The organism is Geodermatophilus sp. SYSU D00758 (assembly GCF_054049955.1).
In genome coordinates, this window is record NZ_JBJGYK010000051.1 from 1 (window position 1) to 25,273 (window position 25,273).

The following is a 25,273-nucleotide window of genomic DNA, read 5'->3' on the forward strand; positions in this document are numbered from 1 at the left end:
GTCGGCCGGGCGTCCCCCGGCCGACCCACCCCGCCGGCGTCACGCCGACAGCGTCGAGCCGAACCCGCCGCCGGCCAGCTTGGCCATCAGCTGGGTGCGGTCCAGCCCCGCGGCCGCCAGCGCGTCGCCGTCCCGGTCGGTGTCGATCTCGTCCGGCAGGCCGCTGTCGACCCGGTCGGCGGTGTCGTTGTCGCCCTCGGTGCGCAGCACCTTGAGCAGTTCCTTCTTGTCCAGCTTCACGCCCGACCTCCTCCTCCGGTGGTGCACGACCGGTCCAGCGTGATCCGGGTCACGGCCTCCGGCAAACCGGGCGGCCCGGCTCAGCGCCGCCCCGGCCGCCGGTACAGGAACAGCGCCACCCCGACGAGGACCGCGCCCAGGAGGAGCTGCACCAGCCCGACGACGACCGACCCGGCGGCGAACCAGGTGGGCGAGGAGAGCAGCAGCACCGCGGCCACCCCGCCCAGCAGGAGGGCCACCAGTCGTTCCCGGCCCTCGGTGCGGCCGGCCGGTCCACGAGACGTCATGCCCCGACAGTAGGAGCCGCGGAGGCCGGCGTCAGGCGGTGATCCCGGCCGCCCGCTCGGCGGCCAGCCGGTCGCGCTCGGCCGGCCACCGGCGGACGGCGTCGGCCATCGCGGCCTGCAGGAAGGCCATGAAGTCGCGGGTCTCGGCCAGCCGGCGGCCGCCCGGGCGGTCGAGCCCCAGCAGCTCGACGCCACCGGCCACGGCGTCCTCGAACCGCTGCAGCGTGGCGAGCTCGGCGCCCATGAACCGGGACCACAGGTCGCGGTCGTCGAGGACGTACAGGTCGCTGCGGGTGCCCGGCTCGCGCTCGCGGACCAGCAGGCCGACCTGCACCAGCTGGCGCACCGCCCCGCTGATCGCCGCGGGGCTGACGTCCAGGCCGCGTGCGAGGTCCCCGGCGGTGTACCGGTCCGAGTCGTCGGCGAGGGCGTACGCCAGCACCCGCGCCGGCATGGGCGCCATGCCGGCCTCGCGGAGGACCAGTGCGAAGCGCTCGACGAAGCGCAGCAGGGTCATCCGGTCGCCCTCGTCCCCATCGGTCGCCATGCGCCTCCCCGTTCGTCGGTGGCCTCCACGGTAACCGAGAGCTCGGGCCTTTAATACACTTCACGAACTCGTGAAGCTTGTGTACGTTGCGACGCATGACCACCGCGATCTCGGTGTCCGGCCTCGTCAAGGCCTTCGGCGCCACCCGGGCCCTCGACGGCCTCGACCTGGAGGTGGCCTCCGGCGAGGTGCACGGCTTCCTCGGCCCCAACGGCTCGGGGAAGTCCACGACCATCCGCGTCCTGCTCGGGCTGCTGCGCGCGGACGCCGGCCGGGTGCAGCTGCTCGGGGGGGACCCCTGGCGCGACGCGGTCGCGCTGCACCGCCGGCTGGCCTACGTCCCGGGTGACGTGACCCTGTGGCCGCAGCTCACCGGCGGGGAAGCGATCGACCTGCTCGGCCGCCTGCAGGGCGGGCTCGACCCGGCCCGCCGGGCCGAGCTGCTCGACCGGTTCGACCTCGACCCCCGCAAGCGGGCCCGCACCTACTCCAAGGGCAACCGGCAGAAGGTCGCGCTGGTCGCGGCGCTGGCCTCGGACGTCGAGCTCTACGTGCTGGACGAGCCCACCTCGGGCCTCGACCCGCTCATGGAGGCGGTCTTCCAGGAGGAGGTGCGCCGGCTGCGGGCCGAGGGCCGCACGGTGCTGCTCTCCAGCCACATCCTGGCCGAGGCCGAGGCCCTGTGCGACCGGGTCAGCATCATCCGGCACGGCCGGACGGTGCAGAGCGGCACGCTGGCCGAGCTGCGCCACCTGACGCGGACGTCGATGACCGTGGAGACCGCCCGCCCGGTCACCGGCCTGGACGGGCTCGACGGTGTCCACGGCCTGACCACCGAGGACGGCCGGGTGCACCTCGACGTCGACAGCGACGCGCTCGACCCCGTGGTCCGGCACCTGGGCGGCTTCGGCATCCGTGCCCTCACCAGCGCGCCGCCGACCCTGGAGGAGCTGTTCCTCCGCCACTACGGCGACCAGCCGGCCGAGGACGGCGCCACGAGCGGTGCCACGCCGGTCGGGGCGGTGCGGTCGTGAGCGCGGTCCGCCCGGAGCTGGCCGGCGCGGGCCCGCTGCTGCGGCTCGCGCTGCGCCGCGACCGCCTCCGGCTCCCGATCTGGATCGCCGCCGGCGCCCTGCTCGTGGCGACCCAGTCGGTCTCCAGCCAGGCGCTGTACGACACCCCGCAGGACCTCGCCGCGTACGAGGCCTCGGTGGGGAGCAACGCGGCGACCATCGCGCTGGCCGGGCCCCCGGTGGGCCTGGACACCGTGGCCGGTGCGGTGGCGTTCGAGATCTCCGCCTTCGTCATCCTCGTGGCCGCGCTGATGGCCCTGTTCACGACCGGGCGGCACACCCGGGGCGACGAGGAGGCCGGGCGCACCGAGCTGGTCCGCGCCACGCGGGTCGGCCGGCACGCGCCGCTGCTGGCCGCCGTCCTGACCTCCGCGGCCGCGTGCGTCGCGATCGCCCTGGCCGTGGGCGTGGCCGCCACCGCCACCGGGCTGCCGGCCGGGGGGTCCTTCCTGCTGGGCGCTGCGGTGGGCGCGGCCGGCCTGGTCACCACCGGCGCCACGGCGGTCGTCGCCCAGGTCACCGGGTCGGTGCGGGCCACCTACGGGGCGGTCGGGGCGCTGCTCGCCGTCGCGTTCGTGCTGCGGGCCGTCGGCGACATCAACGGCAGCTGGCTGGTGTGGACCTCGCCGATCGGCTGGGCCCAGGCCACGCACCCGTACTCCGACGACCGGTGGGCACCGCTGCTGCTGTGCCTGGGGGTGGCCGCCGTCCTCCTGGTGCTCGCGGTCGCGCTGCTGGACCGCCGCGACCTCGGGGCCGGCCTGGTGCCACCGCGGCCCGGTGCCGCCGCGGCGCCGCGGTCGCTGCTCTCCCCCCTCGGCCTGGCGTTCCGGCTCCAGCGCGGCTGGCTCGCCGGCTGGGCCGTGGGCCTGACCCTGCTCGGGGTCGTCTACGGCGGGCTGGCCGAGTCGGTGGAGACCCTGTTCGCGGACAACCCCGACGCCCGGGCGTTCCTGCCCGACGCCGAGAGCCTGGTCGACGCCTACCTGGCCACCACCCTGGCGATCACCGCGCTGCTGGCCGCGGCCGCCGCGGTCTCGGCGGTGCTGCGCGCCCGCACCGAGGAGTCCGCCGGACGGGCCGAGCCGGTGCTGGCGGCCGCGGTGAGCCGCCCCGCCTGGCTGGGCGCGCAGGCGGCCGTCGCGCTGCTGGGCTCCGGGCTGGTGCTGCTGCTCTCGGGGGCCGCGACCGGCGCCGTCCGCGCCGTCGCGACCGGCGACGCCGGGCAGCTCGGCCGGCTGCTCGCAGCGACCGCGGCCTACCTGCCGGCGGTGTGGGTCGTGGCCGGCGTGGCCCTGGCCCTGTTCGGGCTGCTGCCGCGGGCGGCCGCGGCGGTGGCGTGGACGGTCGTGGGCTACGTGGCGGTGATGACGATGTTCGCGGAGTCCTTCGACTGGCCGGGATGGGTCGACGACGCCTCCCCGCTGGCCTGGACGCCGCTGGTGCCGGTCGAGGACTGGCGGCCGGCGCCGCTGGCCGTCCTCACCGCCGTCGCCGCCGGGCTGCTGGCCGCGGGCCTGGCCGGGTTCCGCCGCCGGGACCTCGCGACCGGCTGACAGCGCCCCCTCCAGGGGCGCGTGCGGGGAGGGGTCCTTCAGCCGCCCCGGGTCGGCGGCTCGCCGGCCTCCCGGGCCGCCTGCGCCTGCGCCGGGTCGTAGGCGCAGGCGTCCCCGACCTCGGTGATCGGTGCGCCCCCGTCCTCCGGGGCCGGCGGCGGCGACTGCCCGGACGGCGGTGCCGCGGTGGTGGGCTCGGGAGCGGGCTCGGTGGGCGGGGCGGGTGCGTCGTCCGCCGGCGGGGAGTTCAGCGCGTCGTCCACGATCTGGCGGATGCGGTCGTAGTCCGGGTAGGCGGGGTCGATCAGGCTGGTGTCGAAGACGACGCTGCGCACGGTGGCGTCCTTCACCAGGAACCCGAGGTCGACGAAGTCGTCGAGCGCCGTGCGGGGGATGTCGGTGCTCACGATGTCCTGCGTGGTGGCCGCCAGCTCCTGGTAGCGCCGCAGCAGGGTGACCGGGTCGGCGGCGTCGATGATCGCCGCGATGGCGCAGCGCTGGCGGGCCATCCGGTCGTAGTCGGTGAGCCCGTAGCGGCCGCGGGCGAACTGCAGGGCGGTCCAGCCGTCCATGTGCTGGTCCGGCCCCGGCTCGATGTAGTCGTCCGGGAGCTCCTCGCCGACGATGCCGTTGATCGGCACGTAGTAGTTGACGTTCACCGTGATGCCGCCGAGGGCGTCGACCATCCGCGCGAAGCCGTCGAGGTTGACCAGCACGAAGTAGTCGATGTCGAGACCGAGCGCCTCGCCGACCCCGAGCTTGAGGAAGTCCGCACCCGGGTCGTCGGTGGGGCCGAGGATGTCCGGGTACCAGGCCGGCCCGGTCCGGTAGACGGCGTTGAGCAGGCTGTCGGACTCGTTGGCGCCCTCGAACCCGTCCGGGTAGACCTCGGCCAGCGGGCTGTCGGCCGGGAACGGCAGGTCCTGGAGGTTGCGCGGCAGGCTGAACAGCGTCGTGTCACCGGTCTCGGTGTCGATGCTGGCCACGATGACGGTGTCGGTGCGCACGCCCTCGCGGCCCTCGCCGCCGTCGCCGCCGAGCAGCAGCACGTTGACCCGGTCCTGGTCCCCGAAGGGGTCGGGGTCCTGGTCGTCCACGGTGGCCGACTCCCGGTCGGCGAAGAGGCCGTCGATGAGCCCCCGCTGGGCCAGCGCGACCTGGACGCCGAGGACGGCGGGGACGGCAGCACCGGCGACGAGCGCCACGACCACGACGGCCCCGAGCGCCCGCCGCAGCCGCGGGACACCGCGCGGCAGCAGCGCCCGGTAGCCGGCGACGACGACGACCACCCACAGCAGCGCCACGGCGACCAGGCCGCCCAGCAACCAGCCGAGGGAGGTGGTGTCGACGGCGATCTGCGCCGCGGTGCGCTGACCGGCGGTGGCCAGCCAGGCCACGGCCCCGAGCAGGAGGAGGAACAGCGCCAGGACCACCCCGCCGAGCACGCGGCGGCCCGCGGCGAGGAACGCGGTGCCCGGCAGGAACGCGTTGAGGACGGTCAGCCCGAGCGCGGCGCCGAAGCCGCGCCGCCGGGAGCCGGCATCGGTGCTGCCCCCGTCGTCCCCGTGCTCGCTCACCCGCAGCCCCTGCCTCTCCCGGTCATCCGCTCACTGTCCCACCCGGCGGCCGTGCCGAGCGCGGGCGCGGGCCTCCTACCTGCACGTCCCTACCCGGACGCGGGGGAGGTCGCACGCACCCCGGGCGTCCGTAAGGTCGGGAGGCGTGCGACTGGCGACCTGGAACGTGAACTCGATCCGCACCCGCGTCGACCGCGTGGCCGCGTGGCTGCAGCGCCGGGACGTCGACGTCCTGGCCCTGCAGGAGACGAAGTGCCGCGACGACCAGTTCCCGGAGTCCCGGTTCACCGACCTCGGCTACCAGGTCGCGCACGTCGGCCACTCGCAGTGGAACGGCGTCGCCGTGCTCTCCCGGGTGGGTCTCGGGGACGTGCAGGTCGGCTTCCCGGGCCAGCCCGGCTGGGGCGAGGAGCCGGTCTCCGAGGCCCGCGCCCTCGGCGCCACGTGCGGGGGCGTGCGGGTGTGGAGCCTCTACGTGCCCAACGGGCGGACGCTCACCGACCCGCACTACGGGTACAAGCTGCGGTGGCTCGAGGCGCTGCGGACGACGGCGGCCGGGTGGCTGGCCGAGGATGCCGACGCCCCGATCGCGCTGGTCGGCGACTGGAACATCGCCCCGCAGGACGAGGACGTGTGGGACATGCGGGTGTTCGCCACCTCCACGCACGTCTCCGAGCCGGAGCGGGCGGCCTTCCGCGCCGTGGTGGACGCCGGGTACGCCGACGTCGTCCGCCCGCACGCCCCGGGGCCGGGGGTCTACACCTACTGGGACTACACCCAGCTGCGCTTCCCCCGCCGCGAGGGCATGCGGATCGACTTCGTGCTGGGCTCCCCCGCCCTGGCCGGCCGGGTGACGGGCGCGCTGATCGACCGCGAGGAGCGCAAGGGCAAGGGCGCCAGCGACCACGCGCCCGTGGTGGTCGAGCTCACCGGCTGATCCGGCAGTCCGCTCCCCGGCGGCGCGTTCTCCCCGGTGATGACCGCAGTCGCCGCCACCGCTCCCCCGCCTACCCGCCTGTGGACGCCCGCGCGCGTCCTCGTCACCCGCTCGGCCGCCGAGCGCCCGCACGGGCGGCGCGTGCTGGCCCGGCTCGAGGCCGCGGGGGTCTCCGACGTCGAGCTGCTGCGCGGCGACCGGCTGCCCTCCCTGCGCGGCGACGGGGACCGGGCGGCGTTCATGCGGGCCAAGGACACCCTGGCCCTCGTCGTCCCCCCGCCCTCCAAGCGCCGGCTGCAGCCGATCCCGCCGTCGGCCGACTTCCGGCTCGACCTCGCCGAGGGCTGCCCGGCCCACTGCCAGTACTGCTACCTCGCCGGCTCGCTGTCCGGCCCGCCGGTGACCCGGGTGTTCGCCGACCTCGACGAGGTCCTCGACGGGCTCGACGGGTACGTGGGGCGCGGCGGGGTCACCTCCGGCACCAGCGCCCGCGGGGACGAGGGGACGACGTTCGAGGCCTCCTGCTACACCGATCCCCTCGCCCTCGAGCACCTCACCGGCGGCCTCGCGCGGATGGTGGAGCACTTCGGCACCCACGACTGGCCCGGCCCGGTGCAGCTGCGGGCCACGACCAAGTTCGACGACGTCACCGGCCTGCTCGGCCTCCCCCACGGCGGGCGCACCCGGCTCCGGTTCTCGGTCAACGCCGCCCCGGTGGCCCGCCGGTTCGAGGGTGCGACCGCGCCCGTGCCCGCCCGGCTCGCGGCCATGGCCGCGGTGGCGGCCGCCGGCTACCCGGTCGGCCTCACCGTCGCGCCGATCATGCCGGTCGAGGGCTGGCGGGAGGCCTACGGCGAGCTGCTGGACGACGTCGCGGCCGCGCTGCCGCCGGGGGCGGACCTCACCGTCGAGTGCATCACCCACCGGTTCACGCCCGGCAGCAAGGAGACGCTGCTGGACTGGTACCCGCGTACCCGGCTGGAGATGGACGAGTCCCGCCGCACCACCAAGCGGGGCCGGTACGGCTCGGTCAAGCACGTCTACCCGCGGGGGACGATGGTCGAGCTGCGCGGCTGGTTCGAGGACGCGCTGGCCGACCGGCTGCCGATGGCCCGCCTCCTGTACTGGACCTGAAGGACCCCTCGGAGGACCCCGTCCCCCTCACCCCTCGCGAGCCCGGGATGAGCCTCCGGACGGGGCCAGGACGGGGTCCGGGGCACCGGCCGGTCGGCACGTAGCCTGGCGCCTCGTGCTCGTCCTCCTGCCGCCGTCGGAGACCAAGGCCCCCGGCGGGGACGGTGCCCCGCTCGACCTCGCCGGGCTGTCGCACCCGGAGCTCACGCCGGTGCGCACGGACCTGGCCGGCGCCCTCGTGGGGCTGGCCGCCGACCCGCCGGCCGCCCGGGCCGCGCTCGGCCTCTCCCCGCGCCAGGACGACGAGGCGGCCCGCAACGGGGCCCTCTTCACCGGCCCCACCCTGCCGGCCCTGGAGCGCTACACCGGCGTCCTCTACGACGCCCTGGGCGTGCGCTCCCTGACCCGCGCGCAGCGGACCCGGGCGGACCGGCGGCTGGCCGTCGGCTCCGCCCTGTTCGGGCTGCTGCGCGGGGACGACCGGATCCCGGCCTACCGGCTCTCGGCGGGCTCGGCCCTGCCCGGCCGGCCGACGCTGCGGGCGGTGTGGCGGCCGGCGCTCGGCCCGGTCCTGTGCGGCCTGGACGAGCTCGTGGTCGACCTGCGCAGCGGCTCCTACGCCGCGCTGGCCCCGGTCCCGGGAGCGGTGACCGTCGACGTCGTCAGCGAGCGGCCCGACGGCAGCCGGGCGGTGGTGAGCCACGCGAACAAGGCGCACAAGGGCCGGGTCGCCCGGCTGCTGGCGACGACCACCGCCGAGCCGGGGGACGCCGTCCGGGTCCGCGCACTGCTGCGCCGGGCCGGGTTGCACGTGGAACACGACGGCGGCGACGGGCTCACGCTCGTCGTCCCGGCGCCCTGACCCCGGGTCGGGACGACGCTCACGGAGCGTCCCTGGGACAGTGACCTCCGTCAGGTCTGCTTGTCCCCGACCCCTGCGGCATGGCATAACTGACGCGACGCGCGGGACCCCAACCACGCGGTCCGCGTCACGAGGCCCCGGTGGATGCCGCCGGGCGAGAAGGGCTCACGTGCAGCACACCCCGTCCGGCGTCGGTGAGGCGCGCCCGCTCGACGCCGTCCGCGCGGCGGAGGCGCTCCGCGACGACCGCGCGCGAACCCGTGCCGCCCGCCGGCTGCGGCTGCCCGAGGGCGGCAGCGGCGCGCTCGACCGGCTCGTGGAGCTGGCGACCCGTCTGCTCGCCGCCGAGGCCGGGCAGATCTCCCTCCTGGACGAGGTGCAGACCGTCGCCGGGGTCACCGGCCTCGCGGTGGAGGAGGGGCTCGAGGGCACCGCGCTCGAGGAGTCGCTGTGCACGGTCACCGCGGCCGGGGGCCGGCCGCTCGCCATCCCCGACGCCCGGGCCGACGACCGGGTCGCCGGCCTGCCCCCCGTGGCCTCCGGCGCGGTCCGGTCCTACCTCGGCGTCCCGCTGGCCGACGGCGACGGGCACATCGTCGGCGTGCTGTGCGTGTTCAGCGCCGCGCCGCGCGACTGGTCGGACACCGACGTCGCCACGCTGCGGCAACTGGCCGCCTCGGTGCTCACCGAGCTCGAGTACGCCGCGCTGACCGCCGAGTACGAGCGGCAGCACGTGCGGTCGACCCTCGCGATGGACGCCGCCGGCGTCGGCACCTTCGACTGGGACCTGCGCACCGGCGAGCTCACCTGGGACGAGCCGCTGCTGGCGATCTTCGGCTACACCCCGGCCGACTTCGGCGGGACGATCGCCGCCTTCAACGCGCGCCTGCACCCCGACGACGTCGAGCGGGTCGGCGAGGCGCTGCAGAGCTCGATCGAGGCCGTCGGCGACTTCGAGGCCCAGTACCGGGTGGTGCGCCCCGACGGCGCGGTGCGGTGGGTGCGGGCCCGGGGGCGGGCGCTCGCCGGCGCCTCCGGGCGCGCGGTGCGGCTCATCGGCGCCGCCTTCGACACCACCGAGGAGCGCGACGTCGAGGCCCGGGTGGCCCGGGTGCTCGAGTCGATGCCCGCCGGCTTCTACTCGCTGGACCGGGAGTGGCGGTTCACCCACGTCAACGCCGAGGGCGAGCGGCTGCTGCAGCGCAGCCGCGAGGAGCTCCTCGGCCGGGACCTCTGGGAGTCGTTCCCGTCGGCCCTGGACGGGCCGTTCGAGCGGCACTTCCGGGCGGCCACGGAGTCCGGGGAGCCGGTCGCCTTCGACGCCTACTACCCCGCCCCCCTGGACGGCTGGTACGAGGTGCGGGCCTGGCCGAGCCCCGAGGGCCTGTCGGTGTACTTCCTGGAGGTCACCGAGCGCCGCCGGATCCGCGACCGGGCGGAGCGCTCCGCCCAGCGGCTGGCCCTGCTGGCCCAGGTCAGCGCGGAGCTGGCCGGCACCCTCGACGCGCGGACGGCGACCGGGCACCTGCCCCGGCTGGTCGTCCCCGCGCTGGCCGACTGGTGCATCGTCACCGTCGTCGACCCCGACGGCCGCCCCCGCGACGTCGGCCACTGGCACGCCGACCCGGCCGCCCGGCCGCTGGTCGAGCGGTACGCCGCGGTCCGGCTGGACGCGATGCCGGCGACCTCCCCCGTGGCCCGCGCCCTGGTCACCGGCGAGCCGGTGCACGCCGACGCCTCCGAGGTCGCCGACCTGCTCGGGGAGAGCGAGGCCCGGGCCCTGCTGACCGCGCTGGCCCCCGGCTCCGCGGTCGCGCTCCCCCTGCGCGGGCGGGGCCGGACCCTCGGCGTCCTCACGCTGTTCTTCCGCACCGGCGAGACGGCGTCGGCCGAGGACCTCGCCACCGCGCGGGACGTCGCCGACCGCGCGGGGCTGGCGCTGGACAACGCCCGGCTGTACGCCCAGCAGCGCCAGCTCGCCGAGGGGCTGCAGCGCAGCCTGCTCACCCGGCCGCCGGAGCCCGACCACGCGGAGATCGCCGTCCGCTACCTGCCGGCCGCCGAGGCCGCCCGGGTCGGCGGTGACTGGTACGACGCGTTCCTCCAGCCCTCCGGTGCGACGATGCTGGTCATCGGCGACGTGGTCGGGCACGACACCGAGGCCGCGGCCGCGATGGGGCAGCTGCGCGGCCTGCTGCGGGGCATCGCGACGTACAGCGACGCGCCGCCGGCCGAGGTGCTGCGCGGGCTGGACGCCTCCATGGCGGTGCTGCAGACCCGGGTGCTGGCCACCGCCGCGGTGGCCCGCTTCGAGCAGACCGACGAGGAGCGGCAGCGCGGCATCACGCGGATGCGCTGGGCCAACGCCGGGCACCTGCCGCCGCTGGTGGTCAACCCCGACGGCACCGTGGCCGAGCTGGCCTCCTGGCGGGGCGACCTGCTGCTCGGGGTGGACGCCGAGGTCCGCCGGTCGGAGTCCGTGGTGACGCTCGACCGCGGTTCCACCGTCCTGCTGTTCACCGACGGCCTGGTCGAGCGCCGGGACGCCGACCTCGACGCCGGCATGCTGCGGCTGCGCGACGCCCTCGCCGAGTTCGCCGGGCTGCCGCTGGGCGAGGTGCTGGACCGGGTGATCGACCGGCTGGTCGACGGCCGCCCCGAGGACGACGTCGCCCTGGTCGCCGTCCGGCTGCACCCCCAGGACCGCCCCCGGCCGCTGGAGGCCGGTCCCCGCGACGTGCCGGACGTCGTCCCGGAGGACCCCGCCGGCCCGTAGCCGGTGCCCACCCGCGGTCGCCGGCGCCGCCGCGGTGATCATGGGCATCCGGCGTCCCGACACGCCGGCGCCGGCGTGTCCCGCTGCCCGATCCCCGTGATCACCGCCGGGGAGGCGGGGGACGGCACCCGGCAGCCGGGGTTCCTGGGGGCAGGGTGCCGACCGGTGGTGTGGCAGCCTTCCCGGGTGACCTCCGCCGACGACCTCTGCCTCCGCCCGGCGACCGAGCTGGCCGCGTTGATCGCCGACCGCCGGCTCTCCGCCCGGGAGCTGACCGACGCCTGCCTGGACCGCATCGACCGGCTGGACCCGCGGGTCAACGCCCTCGTGACGGTCGACGCCGAGGGGGCCCGCGCGGCCGCCGACGCCGCCGACGCCGCGCTGGCCGCCGGCGAGGAGATCGGCCCGCTGCACGGGCTCCCGGTCGCCCACAAGGACACCCACGCGACCGGCGGCATGCGCACCACCTGGGGCTCGCCGCTGCACGCCGGGACGGTCCCGGCCGAGGACGAGCTGGTCGTCGCCCGGCTGCGCGCGGCCGGCGCGGTGCGGCTGGGCAAGACGAACGTGCCGGAGTTCGCGGCCGGCTCGCACACGTTCAACACGCTCTTCGGCGCGACGCACAACCCCTACCGGCACGGGCTGTCGGCGGGCGGCTCGAGCGGCGGGGCGGCGGCGGCCCTCGCGGCGGGCCTGGTCCCCGTCGCCGAGGGCAGCGACATGGGCGGGTCGCTGCGCAACCCGGCCGCCTTCTGCAACGTCGTGGGGCTGCGGCCCACGCCGGGCCGGGTGCCGACCTGGCCGGCGCCCCTCGCCTGGTCGCAGCTGTCGGTCCAGGGGCCGATGGGCCGGACGGTGGCCGACGTCGCGCTGGTCCTCTCCGTGCTCGCCGGGCCCGACCGCCGGGTGCCGATCTCGCTCGACGACGACGGTGCCGGGTTCGCCGCTCCCCTGCCGGAGCGGCTCGACGGGCTGCGGGTGGCGTGGGCACCGGACCTGGGCGGCCGGGTGGCGGTCGACCCCGCGGTCACCGACGTCCTGGCGGGCACCGTGCGGGTGGTCGAGGAGCTGGGCGCGACCGTGGAGGCCGACTGCCCCGACCTGACCGGCGCCGACGACGTCTTCGGCACGCTGCGGGCCTGGCTGTTCGACGCCTCGTTCTCCGAGCTGATCCGGCAGCACCCGGACCGGGTGAAGGAGTCGATCCGGTGGAACGCGGCGATGGGTGCGCGGCTGACCGGTGCCGACCTCGCCCGCGCCGAGGCCGCGCACACCCGCCTGTACGAGCAGGTGGTCGCGTTCTTCGACCGCTACGACGTCCTGCTGGCCCCGACCACCCAGGTGCTGCCGTTCCCGGTCGAGCAGGAGTACCCCACGGAGATCGCCGGGGTCCCGATGGACGACTACCTGGAGTGGATGCGCTCCTGCACGCTGATCTCGGCCACCGGCTGCCCGGCGCTGTCGGTGCCGGGCGGGTTCACCCCCGGCGGGCTCCCGGTGGGGCTGCAGGTCATCGCGGAACCGCGGGCGGACCGGCGGGTCCTGGAGGTCGGGCACGCCATCGAGCAGGCGACGCGCTTCGGCGAGCGGCGTCCGCCCCTCTGAAGCCGTCTACCAGTTTCTTGCGTATGCGCTAGAGAAGCCGAGACGGACCTCGACGGGGGTCACCGGCCGGCCAGCGCCGCCCGCACCTCCCGCAGCGAGGGGTTGAACAGGTAGCGGTCGCCGACCACCACGGTCGGCGAGAGCTCCCAGCCCTCCGGGTGCCGGGCGCGGACGGCCGCGGCGCCGTCCTCGTCGTCCCGGAAGCGCACGGAGCGGTGCGGGAGGCGCGCCAGCCGCATCTGCACGCGCAGCTTCGTGGAGAAGGGGCAGCCGGGCGTGTGGAAGACGACAGGGACGTCGGCCATGGCAGACCCTCCCTCTCGACCCCTGCACCGGGCCGTCCGGCGATCAGGGTAGACCGCGGCGGACACCTGCCGAGCGGCCTTCCCGGCTCACCGCCGGCCGTCCGGGCTCACCGTCGCCTGTCCGGGCTCACCGCCACCGGTCCTGGCTCGGCACCGGTGGTGAGCCAGGACCGGCGACGACCAGGTCAGCTGATCATCGCCGCGCCAGGCGGGTCACGCCGAGCGGCGCAGGCCGCGCAGCGTCCGGACGGCGACCAGCAGCTCGGCGAGCTCCTGGCGGTCCCCGGCCGCGATGTCGACCAGCTGCGCCGCGGCCCGCCGCTGGGTGGCGTCCCACCCCTCGGCCCAGCGCGCGACCAGCTGCAGGGCCGGCTCGTCGTCGTGACGGCGGTCCTCCAGCACCTCGGCGGTGAGCACGGCCTGCTCGGCGGCCAGGTCGTCGCGCAGCGCGGCCCGGGCCATCGAGTTCCAGCGGCGGTCCCGGGGCAGGCCGAGGACGAGCTCCCGCAGCGGGACCAGCGCCAGCCGCTCCCCCAGGACCTGCAGCACCCGGCCGGCCAGGTCGATCGGCGCGCCGGTCCGCTCCGCCACCACGGCGAGGTCGAGCGCCACCGGCAGCAGCGGGGCGGCGGCCACCTCCGCGGCCAGGGCCCCCGGCACGCCGGCCTGCTGCAACCGGGCCGCGCGCTCGGCGTAGGCGGCGGCCTCCGCGCCCAGCAGCCAGCCGGGCAGCCCCCGGCGCACCGCCGCCACCGCGGGGGCGAAGCGGTCGGTGACCTCACCGATCCCGGCCCGCCCGGCGGCCAGCGCGGGCAGCCGCAGCAGCCAGCGGGTCACCCGCTCGGCCACGCGGGTCGCCTCGGTGCGCAGCTCGACCTGCACGGCGGCGGCGACCCGGTTGTCCAGCGCGCGGGCGGTGTCCCACAGCCGGTCGGCCTCGACCACCGCGCGGGCCACCGCGTGCGCGCGGACGACGGCCGCCAGCGGCACGCCGGTCTCCTCGGCCAGCCGGAACAGGCCGGTGACGCCGGCGACGTTCACCGCCCGGTTGGTCAGCGCGGTGGCCACGATCTCCCGGCGCAGCGGGTGGCCGGTGACCGCGGCGGGGAACCGCTCGCGCAGCGCCTCGGGGAAGTAGCCCACGAGCAGGTGGGCCAGCGCCGGGTCGTCGGGCAGGTCGCTGCCGAGGACGGCGTCGCCGGTCTCCAGCTTGGCGTAGGCCAGCAGCACCGACAGCTCCGGGCTGGTCAGGGCCTGGCCGTCCCGGCGCCGCTCGGCCAGCGCCCGGTCGTCGGGCAGCGCCTCCACGCTGCGGGTCAGCCGGCCGGAGCGCTCGAGCGCCCGGATGAACCGCTCGTGCGCGTCGAGCAGGCTGCGCGCGTGGGCCACCTCGGCGGCCAGCGTCGCGTTCTGCGCGTGGTTGTCGGTGAGGACGGCGGCGGCCACGTCGCCGGTCATGGCGGCCAGCAGCTCGACGCGGGCCTCGGCGTCCAGCTCCCCGGCCTCGACCTCCCGATCCAGCGCGATCTTGATGTTCACCTCGTGGTCGGAGGTGTCCACCCCGGCGGAGTTGTCGATCGCGTCGGTGTTCACCCGCCCGCCGGCCAGCGCGTACTCGACCCGGCCGCGCTGGGTCAGGCCGAGGTTGCCGCCCTCCCCCACCACGCGGACCCGCAGGTCCCGGCCGTCGACGCGGACGGCGTCGTTGGCCTTGTCGCCCACGTCGCCGTGGCTCTCGGTCGAGGCCTTGACGTAGGTGCCGATGCCGCCGTTGAACAGCAGGTCGACCGGGGCGAGCAGCACCGCCCGGACCAGCTCCACCGGCGACACGGCGTCGACGTCCTCGGGCAACCGCAGCGCCGCCCGCATCGGCTCGCTGACCGGGATCGCCTTCGCCGTGCGCGGCCACACCCCGCCGCCGGCGCTGATCAGCGCGGGGTCGTAGTCGGCCCACGAGGACCGCGGCAGCCCGAACAGCCGGCGGCGCTCGGCGAAGGAGGTGGCGGCGTCGGGGGTGGGGTCGACGAAGACGTGCCGGTGGTCGAAGGCGGCCACCAGCCGGATGTGCTCCGACAGCAGCATGCCGTTGCCGAACACGTCCCCGGACATGTCGCCGATGCCGACGACCGTGACGTCCTGCGACTGCACGTCGATCCCGAGCTCGCGGAAGTGGCGGGTGACCGACTCCCAGGCGCCGCGGGCGGTGATGCCCATGGCCTTGTGGTCGTAGCCGACCGAGCCCCCGGAGGCGAACGCGTCGCCCAACCAGAACCCGCGCTCCAGGGCCACCTCGTTGGCCAGGTCGGAGAAGGTCGCCGTCCCCTTGTCCGCGGCGACGACGAGGTAGCTGTCGTCCTCGTCGTGCCGGACCACCCGCTCCGGCGGCACGACCCGCCCCCCGACCCGGTTGTCGGTCAGCGCGAGCAGGGCCCCGATGAACAGCTTGTAGCAGGCCTGCCCCTCGGCGAGCTGGGCGTCGCGGGAGGGGTCGGCCGGGGGACGCCGGACGACGAAGCCGCCCTTGGCCCCGGTGGGCACGATGACCGTGTTCTTGACCATCTGCGCCTTGACCAGGCCGAGGACCTCGGTGCGCAGGTCCTCGTGCCGGTCGGACCAGCGCAGGCCGCCGCGGGCGACGGCGCCGAACCGCAGGTGCACGCCGGTGACCCGCGGTGAGCTGACCCAGACCTCCCGGGCCGGCCGCGGCTCCGGCAGGTCCGGCACGGTCGCCGGGTGCAGCTTGAGCGCCAGCGGCGTCGCCCGGCCGCGCCCCGGCGCCTGGTCGACGTAGTAGGTGGTGCGCATGGTGGCGGTGACCGCGGCCAGCAGGGCCGTGAGCACGCGGTCGGCGTCCAGCGACTCCACCGCGCCGATCGCCTCCCGCAGCGAGGCCACCAGCTCCTCGGTGCGGGCGGCCCGGCCGGCGTCGCGGCCGGGCCGGAACCGCGTCTCGAACAGCGCGACCAGCCGGGCCACCACGTCCGGGTGGGCGGCCAGGGTGGTCTCGACGTAGCCCTGCCCGAAGGGCAGCCCGGCCTGGCGCAGCCACTGCACGTAGGCCCGGACGACGGAGACCTGGCGCCAGTTGAGCCCGGCCAGCAGCACCAGCGCGCCGAGCCCGTCGTCCTCGGCGTCCCCGCGCCAGACGGCCGACAGCGCGTCGGTGAACCGCTCGGGCAGCGAGCCGGGGAACGGCAGCTCCGCGGCGGGTGCGGTCAGGCCGAAGTCGTAGACCCAGGCCAGCGGGGCGCCGATCCGGTCGATCTCGTAGGGGCGCTCGTCGATGACGTCGACGCCCATGTGCTGCAGCATCGGCAGCACATCGGAGAGCAGCAGCCGCTCCCCCACCCGGTAGACCACCAGCCGCGGCTCGGACTCCGCCGCGCCGGCCGGGCGGCGCAGCGCGAGGCCCACCTCGCCCGGGGCCAGCGCATCGAGCCGCTCGAGGTCCTCGACGGCGGTGGTGGCCGGGAAGTCGCCCTGGTACGAGGCCGGGAAGGCGTCGGCGACGCGGGCCAGGCGGCGCTCGGCGTCCGCGCCGTAGCGGGCGACCAGCGCGGCGGCGAGGTCGTCGGTCCAGCTGCGGGCGACCGCGGCGAGCTCCGCCTGCAACGCCGCCCCGTCGACGTCGGGCAGCGCCGTGCGCCGGCGCCGGGTCACCGGCGGGCGCACGACGAAGTGCAGCCGGGCCAGCACCGACTCGGTGATCCGGGCGGTGTACTCGATGCTCGTGCCGCCCAGCCGCTCGAGCAGCAGCTGCTGCATCCCGAGGCGGACCTCGGTCGTGTAGCGGTCGCGGGGCAGGTAGACCAGTGCCGACCAGAACCGGCCGCCCGGGTCGCGGCGCAGGAACAGCCGCGTCTGCCGGCGCTCCTGCAGGTGCAGCACCGACAGCGCTACCGGCAGCAGCTCGTCGGTGCCGACCTGGAAGAGCTCGTCGCGCGGGTAGGTCTCCAGGACGTCGAAGAGCTCCTTGCCGGTGTGGCTGTCGGCCGGCACGCCCGACCGCTCGACCACCTCGGCCACCCGGCGGCGCACCACCGGCACGTCGCGGACGCCGTGGGCGTAGGCCGCGGTCGGGAACAGCCCGGCCAGCCGGTGCTGGCGGGCGGGGCCGCCGTCGGACGCCGGGAGGGTCACCGTCACCAGGTCGAGCCAGGCCCGCCGGTGCACCGTCGAGCGGACGTCGGCCTTGGTCACCGCGAGCAGCGCGGGGTCGGGCCGGCCGAGGGCCTCGGGCGGGGTCCGCCCCCCGCCGCTGAAGTCGGTGTCGGAGCGGAGCACCCCGAGACCGCTGCCGGGCACGGCGCGGGCCGTCGTCCGACCCCGGCTGGTGACCAGCTCGGTGTCGCGGGCGCCGAGGAAGACGAAGTTGCCGTCGGTCAGCCAGCGCAGCAGCGCCGCGGCCTCGGCCGGGTCGGCGGCGGGGTCCGCGGCGGGGTCGGCGTCGGGGTCGGCGGTGGCGTCCAGCTGGTCGGCGAGCTCCAGGGCCCGGGCACGCATGCGGCCGGCGTCCTCGTCGACCGCCCGCACGTCGGCCAGCACCGTGCGCAGCCCGCCGACCAGGTCGTCGGCCGCCTCCTCGTCCAGCGGGCCGTCGAGGACGACGGCCATCCAGGACTCGGCCAGCGCGTCGGAGCCGCAGCCGGCCGGGTCGGCGCTGTCGCAGAACGCGAGGATCCGGCCGGACACGTCCCGGCGGACCACCACGACGGGGTGGACGACGTGCTGCAGCCGGAAGCCCTGGCGGACCACCTCGGCGGTGACCGAGTCGACGAGGAACGGCATGTCGTCGGTCACCGAGAGCACCAGCGCACGGGCGCGGTTCCCCTCACGGGCGGCCAGCGTGCGGACGGCGACGGTGGCCGAGCCCTGCGGCCGGACCCCGGCCAGCGTCAGGTGCTCGAGGGCCAGGGCGGCGAGGTCGGCCGGGTCCTGGTCGACCACCTCGGCGGCCGGCTCGCTCCAGTAGTAGCGCTGCAGCAGGGCCGGGAGGTCGGCCGGGGCGCACCCGGCCGGCAGCGTGTCCGCCCGGTCCACGGCGGCCTCCGCCGCCTCCTGCAGCAGCCGGTGCTTCTCGGCGCGGGCCGCCTCGAAGGCGGCGATGTCGGTGCCGGACGGTACGGGGGTGCCGCCGTCCGCGGAGGCCGGACCCGGGGTCGCCGGGGCCGTGCCGGTGGTGCTGGCCATGACGGCGACGCTAGTAGAAGGACCCCCTGCCCCCCACCGCTCGCACGCGCGCGGCGGGTCCCTGCAGGGGGCCACGTCCCCCTCACCGCAGCAGGACCGCGGCGAGCCTCGGGACTGCCCTGCCCCCCACCGCTCGCACGCGCGCGGCGGGTCCCTGCAGGGGGCCACGTCCCCCTCACCGCAGCAGGACCGCGGCGAGCCTCGGGACTGCCCTGCCCCCCACCGCTCGCACGCGCGCGGCGGGTCCCTGCAGGGGGCCACGTCCCCCTCACCGCAGCAGGACCGCGGCGAGCCTCGGGACGGGGCCCGGACGCGGCCGGCGGCGAGTTCCTCCGGCGGCGGTGCTCAGACCTTCTCGACGAGCTGGTCGGCGAACCAGCCGCCGATGGCCAGCAGCAGCCCGCCGATGACCGCCGAGCCGAACCCGTCGACCTGGAGCCGGTCGGTGATCGCCGCGGTGAGGCCGAGCAGCGCCGCGTTCACCACCAGCAGGAACAGCCCGAGGGTGAGGACGACGAACGGCAGCGACAGCAGCCGCAGCACCGGCCCCACGATGGCGTTGACCACGGCGAAGATCAGCGCGATCCACAGCCAGGTGCCGAACTCACCCAGCGGCCCGTCCGGGTTGGGCAGCACCTCGATGCCGTCGAGCAGGTAGGCGACCAGCCAGAAGACGCCGGCCATGAGCAGGACCTTGATGGCGAAGCGCAGCACGCGGCCCACGCTAGCGGCGGCCGATCACCGCTCGGGCCGTGTCGGGTGCTCTACGGGCCTCTAGCGTCACTGCTAGACGACCCCGGACGACCCTCGCGACGGCTCGGCCGAGGGGACGGGGGTCTGCGTGTAGAGCGCGAGCCGCCAGCGGTCCCCCGTGCGGACGTAGCTGCTGCTCATCGCGCCGACGAACTCCGGTTCCCCCTCCCCGCGAGACGCCCGGCCGGTGTAGACGAGCGCGGCGGCGTCGGGCCCGAGCGCGACCAGCCGGGGGTCCTCGATCGCGTAGGACCGCCAGGCCGGCGAGCCGCTCAGGGCCGCGACGACCGTGGACCGGTCCATGACCGACCCGTCGGCCAGCACGAACAGCGCGTCCTCGGTCATCAGCTCGCCGTAGAGGTCGGCCGCCGTGCCGTCGCAGAGCGAGTCCCACCCGCGGCGTTCGAGGCCGAGCAGGAGGTCGAGGAGGTCGGTCACCCCGGTGAGCGTGGCCAGGACCCCGCCGCCGGTCAACAGGATCCCGCCGCCGGCCGACCGGGTCGGCCGGGTCGACGCCTGACAGACCCGGCATGGGAAGCTCTCCCCACGTCCGCGGCCGTCGACGCGGGAGGAGCTTCCTGTGCCTCGACGGTGACCCGCCGCCGGCCGTCAGGTCAGCGGGAAGGCGCCGGCGACCAGGTAGAGGCCGACGAGGAACGCGGCCCAGGACAGCACCTCGCCGGAGGTGCGCGACAGCCAGGCCTCGAGCCGGGCCAGCACCGGGGTGAGCCGGTCGGCCAGCGCCGTCCGCACGGCCAGCAGCACCAGCGCGGGCAGCACCATGACCAGGCAGTACCCGACCAGGACGGCGACGGTGGGGCCGGCTCCCGGGTCGGCCGCGGCCAGCAGGGCGAGGGCGGCCAGGTAGGGGACCATCGAGGCGGCCTCGAGGCCCACCGCACCGACCGCGAGGGTGACCACCGCGCCGGGCGACCCGTCCCCCCGTGCCCGCTCCCGCAACCGGCCGAGCCGGCCGGGCCCCCGGGCCGCGCGCGCCGCGCGCGTGCGCTCCTTGCCCTCCCGGGTCCACGGCTCGACGGTCAGCCCGAGGACGACCAGCACCACACCGGCGGCCAGCTGCACGACCCGTCCGGCGGTGCTGTCGAGCGCGCCGGACAGCGGGTCCAGCACCTGCGCCCCGGCGAGGGCCAGCACCGCGCCCAGCACCAGGTAGGAGCCGGCCACGGCCCCCAGGAACAGCAGGACCCGGCCCACCCGCACGCGCCCGGGCGCCAGCATCAGCCACAGCGGCAGCACCAGCGTGCCGACGCTGGTGCTGTCGACGAGCGCGAGTGCGGCCAGCGAGAGCAGCAGCTCGGGCCCCACGACACCTCCCCCATCGTTGCAGCACAGGTGTGCTACAACGGGCAAACTAGCACAGCCGTGCTACAACAAGGGGCGTGCCGAGGGTGGTCGACGCCGAGCAGCGGCGCCGCGAGCTCGCCGAGGCCGTGTGGCGGGTCATCCGCAGGGACGGCGTGCCCGGCGCCTCCGTGCGCGCCGTCGCCCGGGAGGCCGGGACGTCGATGGGTGCCCTGCGGCACTGGTTCGCCACCCAGGACGAGCTGCTCCGGTTCGCGATGACGCTGGTCCTGGAGCGCGCCCGCGCCCGGATCGAGGCGGTGCTCGCCGAGGCGGGCCCGCTGGAGGGCCGGGTCGTGCGGCTGCTCGAGGAGGCCCTGCCGCTGGACGGCGAGCGTCGGGCCGAGGCGGAGGTCTGGCTGGCCCTGACCGCGCGCGCCCTGGTCGACCCCGACCTCGCCGAGCTGCGGGACCGGTCGGCGGAGGGCCTGCAGCTGCTCTGCGGCGCCGCCCTCCGCGCGCTGGCCGGGGCGGGCCGGCTGCGCGCCGAGCTGGACCCCGCGCTGGAGACCGAGCGGCTGTACGCGCTGCTCGACGGGCTGGCCGTGCACGCCCTCACCCGGCCGTCGGCCCTGCCGCCCGCCCGGGTGCGCCAGGTGCTGACCGCGCACCTCGACGACCTGCGCCCCCGCATCTGAGCGGCTCTACGACGATCTAGCGCTGCGACTAGACGAGGCCATACGGTGCTCGACGTGGACCCCGTCCGGAACCCGTACGCCCCCGGCGCCGGCCAGCGCCCCCCGGAGCTCGCCGGCCGGGACGCCGAGCTGTCGGCCTTCGACGTCGTGCTGGAGCGCATCGCGCACGGCCGGCCCGAGCGCTCCCTGGTGCTCACCGGGCTGCGCGGCGTCGGCAAGACCGTGCTGCTCAACCAGCTGCGCTCCGCCGCGATCGGCCGCGGGTGGGGCACCGGCAAGATCGAGGCGCGTCCCGACCAGTCGCTGCGGCGGCCGGTGTCCTCGGCGCTGCACATGGCGCTGCGGGAGCTGCGCCACCCCGACCAGGAGTCGATGGACGCCGTCCTCGGGGTCCTCAAGGCGTTCGCGCTCCGCCAGTCGGCCGACGCCAAGGTCCGCGACCGGTGGCAGCCGGGGATCGACGTCCCCGCCTCCGGCGGCCGGGCCGACTCCGGCGACATGGAGATCGACCTGGTGGAGCTGCTCAGCGACGCCGCGGGGCTGGCCGCCGACGTCGGCAAGGGGGTGGCGCTGTTCATCGACGAGATGCAGGACGTGCAGGCCGACGACGTCTCGGCGATCTGCGCGGCCTGCCACGAGCTCTCCCAGCAGGGGGCGCCGTTGATCGTGGTCGGTGCGGGCCTCCCCCACCTGCCCGCCGTGCTGTCGGCGTCGAAGAGCTACTCCGAGCGGCTCTTCCGCTACGTGCGCATCGACCGGCTCGACCGCGCGGCCGCCGACCGGGCCCTCCTCGCCCCGGCCGAGCGGGAGGAGGTCACCTTCGAGCCGGCGGCGCTCGACGCCCTCTACGCCGCCGCGGACGGCTACCCGTACTTCGTGCAGGCCTACGGCAAGGTCACCTGGGACGTCGCGGCGGCCTCGCCCATCACCGCCGACGACGTCCGCGTCGCCGCGCCGGTCGCGGAGGCCGAGCTCGCGGTCGGCTTCTTCGGGTCCCGCTACGACCGCGCCACCCCGGCCGAGCGCGAGTACATGCACGCGATGGCCGAGCTCGGCGGCCCGGCGGGGGCGGCCGTGCCCACCTCGGAGGTCGCCGCCGCCCTGGGCCGCAAGCCGGCCTCGCTCTCCCCCGCCCGGGACTCGCTGATCAAGAAGGGCCTGGTCTTCTCCGCCGAACGGGGGCAGATCGCCTTCACCGTCCCGCACTTCGGCCGGTACCTGCTCTCCCACCCGGACTGAGGAAGGACCGCCCTTCCCGCCGCGCCTCGCAGGCTCGGCTCGGGCACCTGAAGGGCGGCCGCTCCAGCACGCCCGGGCCCGGTCCGGACCGGTCGAGGAGCCGCTCAGGGGACGCGGACGGCGAGCAGCGCCACGTCGTCCTCCACCCCGCCGGCGACCAGCTCGGCCAGCAGCCGGTCGCACAGCTCGGCCGGCGGCAGCCCGGCCCCGTCGGCGACGAGGGCGCGCAACCGGTCGCGGCCCTGGTCCAGCAGCGTCCCGCGGCGCTCGAAGAGCCCGTCGGTGAACAGCAGCAGCGTGGACCCCGGCGGGAGCGCGACGACGCCGTCGGCCCGCTCCCGCCGACAGCCGATGCCCAGCGGCGGGCCGACCGGCACGTCGAGGTCGGTCACGGTGCCGTCGCCCCGGAGCAGCATGGGCGCGGGGTGGCCGGCCGAGGCCCAGCGCAGCCGGTGCCCGCCCTCCCCGTCGCGCTCGAGCCGGCAGACCAGCGCCGTGGCCATCGACGGCACCCCGAGCCCCACGAGGGCGGCGTCCACCCGGCCGAGGACGCCCGCGGGCTCCTCCAGCCGGTCGAAGGCGATGGCCCGGACGAGCGTCTTGACCTGGCCCATCGCGGCGGCGGCCTCGATGTCGTGGCCCATCACGTCCCCGATCACCACGACCGTGTCGCCGTCCGGCTGGCGGAAGGCGTCGTACCAGTCACCGCCGATGGCGACCCCCCGCGTGGCCGGGCGGTAGCGCACCACCAGCTCGAGGCCCTCCGGCTGCACCGGCGGGGAGAGCAGGCTCAGCTGCAGCCGCTCGGCGACCTCGCGGTTGACGCTGGCCAGCCGGGCGTTGTCGAGGGCCAGGGCCGCCCGGCGGGAGGCGATCTCCGCCGTCCGCACCTCCTCGTCGGTGTGCGGGCCGCGCTCCGGGCCGTTGACGAGGGTGAACGCCCCGATGACCTCACCGCGGGCGACCAGCGGGAAGGTCGCGACGGCCGAGGGCTGCAGCGGCGCGAGCGCCTCGCGGGCGGCCGGGTCGCTGATCATGGCCGACACGTGCTCCTCGGTCAGCCGGCGGATCACGACCGGCCGGCCGCTGCGCAGGGAGGTCGGCACGGGCGCGCTGGGGGCGTTGGTGCGCACCCGCGCGTCGGCGTAGCGGTGCATGGCGGCGACCATCTCCGGGTCGCAGTGCGCCCGCCCGACGTCCCGCCGGGTGCCGTCGGGCTCCACCACGCTCACCAGGCACCAGTCGGCCAGCACCGGGACGACGAGGTGGGCCAGCCGGTCCACGGCCTCGTCGACGTCCGCGGCCGAGGACATGGCCAGGTTGATGTCGCCGAGGAGCAGGAGGTGGCGGCCGGCCTCCTCGGCGCGGACCGCGGCCTCGGCGGCCGCCGCCGCGGCCTGCTCCCGGGCGGCCACCGCCGCGGCCCGCTCCTCCTCGGCGCGGCGCCGGGCGGAGACGTCGTCGTAGGTCACGACGAGCCCGGCGTCGGTCAGCACCGCGTCGGCGCGGAACCAGGTGTCCAGCGGGGCGAAGTACTCCTCGGTGCTCCCGGGCTCCCCGGTCGCCCGCACGCACCGGTAGAGGTGCTCGAAACGGCTGCCCACGGCCTCCGGGAACTCCGCCCAGACGTCCTCCCCGACCAGCCCCTCGACCGTCCGGCCGAGGATGCGCGCCCCCGCCGGGTTGATGTAGCGGAACCGCCAGTCGGCGTCCAGCACGAAGAGCGGTCGCTCCATGCCCTCGACCGCCTCGACGAGGAGGGAGTGCGACGGGAGCGGGGTGCCGTCGCCGACCATGGCGCACACTCTGCCTCATCGGGGCCGCGCGACCCGCCGCGCGATCGGGTGGCCCCCGGGGGAGGAGACCCGTCTCACCCCGGCGGGGTGAAACGCCACCGGCAGGGTTGAGCGGCGGACCGGGTGGGCACCCTGGCGACCGTCGGAGACAGCGACGGACGGAGACGACGCAGTGGGTCGACTGGCATGGCCGCTACGGCCCCTGCCCGACGGCCGTGGTGAGGTGTGGCGCTGGGACCTCCGCACCGTCGCCGAGCTCCCCGCGGCCCGGGCCGTGCTGCGGTCCCGTCTCGGTGGCGTGGGCTACCCGCGGGACCCGGAGGACAACGCCGCCGAGCGGCTGGTCCTCGCCTTCGACGAGCTGGCCTCCAACGCGCTGCGGCACGGCCTGTCCCCCGTGGTCGCCACGGTGGTGGCCGGCAGCGGAGGCTGGCTGCTCGACGTCAGCGACCGCGACCCCGGGTCGATGCCCACCCCGGCGGTCGACCGCGACCCGGCGCAGGGCGGTCTGGGGCTCTACCTCGTCGCCCGGCTGGCGGTGGCCCACGGGTGGTACGTCGACGCCGACCGCAAGCACGTGTGGGCCTGCCTGCCCACCTCGACCGACCAGCGGACGCCGGCCCTCCACCACGGCTGACGGCGGCTGACGGGCGGCTGACGGGCGGCCGCCCACCCGGCTCTCGCACCGGTCGGCTGTTCCACGTGCAACCACGACCGGACGCCGGCCGCCCCCTGCCGGCCCTGCCCCACCCGCCGGACGCGACGACGCCCCGGAGCGGGGCTCCGGGGCGTCGTCGGGGTGTGCGCCCGGGGTGGCGGAGCGGTCTCCGGCCACCCCGGGGCGTCCGGGGTCGGGTCAGGCGCCCGAGGGGACGACCAGCGACAGCGAGCCCTTGCCGTAGCCGGGCACCTCGACGGCGAGGTCGACCCGGTTGAACGCGACCACCATCTGGGCCAGGTCGGCGGGCAGGTCGTCGCCGGGGGCGTAGAGCTTGTACAGCTTCGAGTGCGGCGCTCCCGGGACGTTGAACAGCGCCGACAGGACGTTGACGACCTCGTGCAGCGCCTCGGTGAGCATCGCGGTGAGCTCGCCGTCCTCCTCGACGGTGTCCTGGACACCACCGGGGGGCAGCAGCGCCAGGGCGCCGCCGGTCCAGGCCGACAGGGGCAGGTCCATCACGCACAGCGCGTTGACCGCCATCTGCGGGTCGACGTAGACGGCGACCGACGCCGGCCGCTTGTCCGTCGGGGTGACCGGGTCGCCGGGCTGGACGGAGACCGGCTTGCCGAGCAGGCCGGTCAGCATGTCCCGGACGTCCTTGGCGGCGGGCAGGACCACCGTGCTCACTCCGCCTCCTCGCTGGCGCTCGTCGTCGTCGCTCGCACGTAGGTGGCT

Annotated in this window: 21 protein-coding genes; 10 read left to right on the forward strand and 11 right to left on the reverse strand. The window is 76.4% G+C overall.

Features of this window, described 5'->3' with window-relative positions:
- Window positions 1-39 precede the first annotated feature (39 nt).
- The 3 genes from ACI8AC_RS22510 to ACI8AC_RS22520 form a co-directional block, all read right to left on the reverse strand.
- Window positions 40-240 (reverse strand): hypothetical protein, encoded by a 201-nt coding sequence (locus ACI8AC_RS22510; RefSeq protein WP_117380060.1) that lies wholly within the window; start codon window positions 238-240, stop codon window positions 40-42.
- Window positions 241-320: 80 nt separating this feature from the next.
- A complete protein-coding gene (locus tag ACI8AC_RS22515) occupies window positions 321-527 on the reverse strand; it encodes a hypothetical protein (RefSeq protein ID WP_456900080.1) in 207 nt (68 codons plus the stop codon).
- A gap of 31 nt (window positions 528-558) precedes the next feature.
- The gene (locus ACI8AC_RS22520; RefSeq protein WP_456900081.1) at window positions 559-1,074 is read right to left on the reverse strand and encodes a GbsR/MarR family transcriptional regulator; all 516 of its coding nucleotides are present in this window, start codon (window positions 1,072-1,074) and stop codon (window positions 559-561) included.
- A gap of 95 nt (window positions 1,075-1,169) precedes the next feature.
- On the opposite strand from ACI8AC_RS22520, the gene ACI8AC_RS22525 reads away from it, so the two are divergent.
- Window positions 1,170-2,108 (forward strand): ABC transporter ATP-binding protein, encoded by a 939-nt coding sequence (locus ACI8AC_RS22525; RefSeq protein WP_456900082.1) that lies wholly within the window; start codon window positions 1,170-1,172, stop codon window positions 2,106-2,108.
- Entirely contained in the window at window positions 2,105-3,703 is a 1,599-nt protein-coding gene (locus ACI8AC_RS22530) for an ABC transporter permease (RefSeq protein ID WP_456900083.1), read from the forward strand. Before ACI8AC_RS22525 ends, ACI8AC_RS22530 begins: the two co-directional genes overlap by 4 nt.
- Window positions 3,704-3,741: 38 nt before the next feature.
- Here ACI8AC_RS22530 and ACI8AC_RS22535 read toward each other — a convergent pair whose 3' ends face one another.
- Window positions 3,742-5,280, reverse strand: a complete 1,539-nt coding sequence (locus ACI8AC_RS22535) for an LCP family protein (RefSeq protein ID WP_456900084.1) — start codon at window positions 5,278-5,280, stop codon at window positions 3,742-3,744.
- Between the two features lie 145 nt (window positions 5,281-5,425).
- Here ACI8AC_RS22535 and ACI8AC_RS22540 point away from each other — a divergent pair, with 145 nt between their 5' ends.
- The 5 genes from ACI8AC_RS22540 (at window position 5,426) to ACI8AC_RS22560 (ending at window position 12,594) form a co-directional block, all read left to right on the forward strand.
- The gene (locus ACI8AC_RS22540; RefSeq protein ID WP_456900085.1) at window positions 5,426-6,217 is read left to right on the forward strand and encodes an exodeoxyribonuclease III; all 792 of its coding nucleotides are present in this window, start codon (window positions 5,426-5,428) and stop codon (window positions 6,215-6,217) included.
- Window positions 6,218-6,256: 39 nt separating this feature from the next.
- Window positions 6,257-7,351: a spore photoproduct lyase family protein gene (locus tag ACI8AC_RS22545; protein ID WP_456900086.1), complete on the forward strand. Its 1,095-nt coding sequence runs from the start codon at window positions 6,257-6,259 to the stop codon at window positions 7,349-7,351.
- A gap of 115 nt (window positions 7,352-7,466) precedes the next feature.
- Window positions 7,467-8,213: a peroxide stress protein YaaA gene (gene yaaA, locus ACI8AC_RS22550; protein WP_456900087.1), complete on the forward strand. Its 747-nt coding sequence runs from the start codon at window positions 7,467-7,469 to the stop codon at window positions 8,211-8,213.
- Window positions 8,214-8,382: 169 nt separating this feature from the next.
- Window positions 8,383-10,989, forward strand: a complete 2,607-nt coding sequence (locus ACI8AC_RS22555) for a SpoIIE family protein phosphatase (protein ID WP_456900088.1) — start codon at window positions 8,383-8,385, stop codon at window positions 10,987-10,989.
- Window positions 10,990-11,175: 186 nt separating this feature from the next.
- Window positions 11,176-12,594, forward strand: coding sequence for an amidase (locus tag ACI8AC_RS22560; protein ID WP_456900089.1), 1,419 nt, complete (start codon window positions 11,176-11,178; stop codon window positions 12,592-12,594).
- Between the two features lie 59 nt (window positions 12,595-12,653).
- Here ACI8AC_RS22560 and ACI8AC_RS22565 read toward each other — a convergent pair whose 3' ends face one another.
- The 5 genes from ACI8AC_RS22565 to ACI8AC_RS22585 form a co-directional block, all read right to left on the reverse strand.
- Window positions 12,654-12,899, reverse strand: coding sequence for a glutaredoxin family protein (locus tag ACI8AC_RS22565; protein ID WP_456900090.1), 246 nt, complete (start codon window positions 12,897-12,899; stop codon window positions 12,654-12,656).
- 213 nt (window positions 12,900-13,112) lie between these two features.
- Window positions 13,113-18,089, reverse strand: coding sequence for an NAD-glutamate dehydrogenase (locus ACI8AC_RS22570; protein ID WP_456900091.1), 4,977 nt, complete (start codon window positions 18,087-18,089; stop codon window positions 13,113-13,115).
- A 345-nt stretch (window positions 18,090-18,434) separates the two neighbouring features.
- Window positions 18,435-18,803, reverse strand: coding sequence for a phage holin family protein (locus tag ACI8AC_RS22575; protein WP_456900092.1), 369 nt, complete (start codon window positions 18,801-18,803; stop codon window positions 18,435-18,437).
- A 72-nt stretch (window positions 18,804-18,875) separates the two neighbouring features.
- A complete protein-coding gene (locus ACI8AC_RS22580; RefSeq protein ID WP_456900093.1) occupies window positions 18,876-19,280 on the reverse strand; it encodes a nuclear transport factor 2 family protein in 405 nt (134 codons plus the stop codon).
- Between the two features lie 171 nt (window positions 19,281-19,451).
- On the reverse strand, window positions 19,452-20,168 hold the full coding sequence (locus tag ACI8AC_RS22585; protein ID WP_456900094.1) for a GAP family protein: 717 nt from the start codon (window positions 20,166-20,168) through the stop codon (window positions 19,452-19,454).
- 74 nt (window positions 20,169-20,242) lie between these two features.
- Between ACI8AC_RS22585 and ACI8AC_RS22590 the strand changes: the two genes are divergently transcribed.
- Both ACI8AC_RS22590 and ACI8AC_RS22595 read left to right on the forward strand, forming a co-directional pair.
- On the forward strand, window positions 20,243-20,842 hold the full coding sequence (locus ACI8AC_RS22590) for a TetR/AcrR family transcriptional regulator (RefSeq protein WP_456900095.1): 600 nt from the start codon (window positions 20,243-20,245) through the stop codon (window positions 20,840-20,842).
- A 54-nt stretch (window positions 20,843-20,896) separates the two neighbouring features.
- Window positions 20,897-22,081 (forward strand): AAA family ATPase, encoded by a 1,185-nt coding sequence (locus ACI8AC_RS22595; protein ID WP_456900096.1) that lies wholly within the window; start codon window positions 20,897-20,899, stop codon window positions 22,079-22,081.
- A 104-nt stretch (window positions 22,082-22,185) separates the two neighbouring features.
- On the opposite strand, the gene ACI8AC_RS22600 is transcribed toward ACI8AC_RS22595, so the two are convergent.
- Complete coding sequence (locus ACI8AC_RS22600) at window positions 22,186-23,877, reverse strand: SpoIIE family protein phosphatase (protein WP_456900097.1); 1,692 nt, start codon at window positions 23,875-23,877, stop codon at window positions 22,186-22,188.
- Window positions 23,878-24,100: 223 nt separating this feature from the next.
- Here ACI8AC_RS22600 and ACI8AC_RS22605 point away from each other — a divergent pair, with 223 nt between their 5' ends.
- Window positions 24,101-24,514 carry an ATP-binding protein gene (locus ACI8AC_RS22605; RefSeq protein ID WP_456900098.1) on the forward strand — a complete coding sequence of 138 codons (414 nt, stop codon included), beginning with the start codon at window positions 24,101-24,103 and terminating at the stop codon, window positions 24,512-24,514.
- A gap of 219 nt (window positions 24,515-24,733) precedes the next feature.
- Here the strand turns inward: ACI8AC_RS22605 and ACI8AC_RS22610 are convergent, their stop codons facing one another.
- A complete protein-coding gene (locus ACI8AC_RS22610) occupies window positions 24,734-25,225 on the reverse strand; it encodes a hypothetical protein (RefSeq protein ID WP_456900099.1) in 492 nt (163 codons plus the stop codon).
- Between the last annotated feature and the right edge of the window lie 48 nt (window positions 25,226-25,273).

Coding starts and splice junctions, on each gene's coding strand:
- ACI8AC_RS22515 (WP_456900080.1), bottom strand. CDS start 527: ATGACGTCTCGTGGACCGGCCGGCCGCACCGAGGGCCGGGAACGACTG.
- ACI8AC_RS22520 (WP_456900081.1), bottom strand. CDS start 1,074: ATGGCGACCGATGGGGACGAGGGCGACCGGATGACCCTGCTGCGCTTC.
- ACI8AC_RS22525 (WP_456900082.1), top strand. CDS start 1,170: ATGACCACCGCGATCTCGGTGTCCGGCCTCGTCAAGGCCTTCGGCGCC.
- ACI8AC_RS22545 (WP_456900086.1), top strand. CDS start 6,257: ATGACCGCAGTCGCCGCCACCGCTCCCCCGCCTACCCGCCTGTGGACG.
- ACI8AC_RS22565 (WP_456900090.1), bottom strand. CDS start 12,899: ATGGCCGACGTCCCTGTCGTCTTCCACACGCCCGGCTGCCCCTTCTCC.
- ACI8AC_RS22570 (WP_456900091.1), bottom strand. CDS start 18,089: ATGGCCAGCACCACCGGCACGGCCCCGGCGACCCCGGGTCCGGCCTCC.
- ACI8AC_RS22600 (WP_456900097.1), bottom strand. CDS start 23,877: ATGGTCGGCGACGGCACCCCGCTCCCGTCGCACTCCCTCCTCGTCGAG.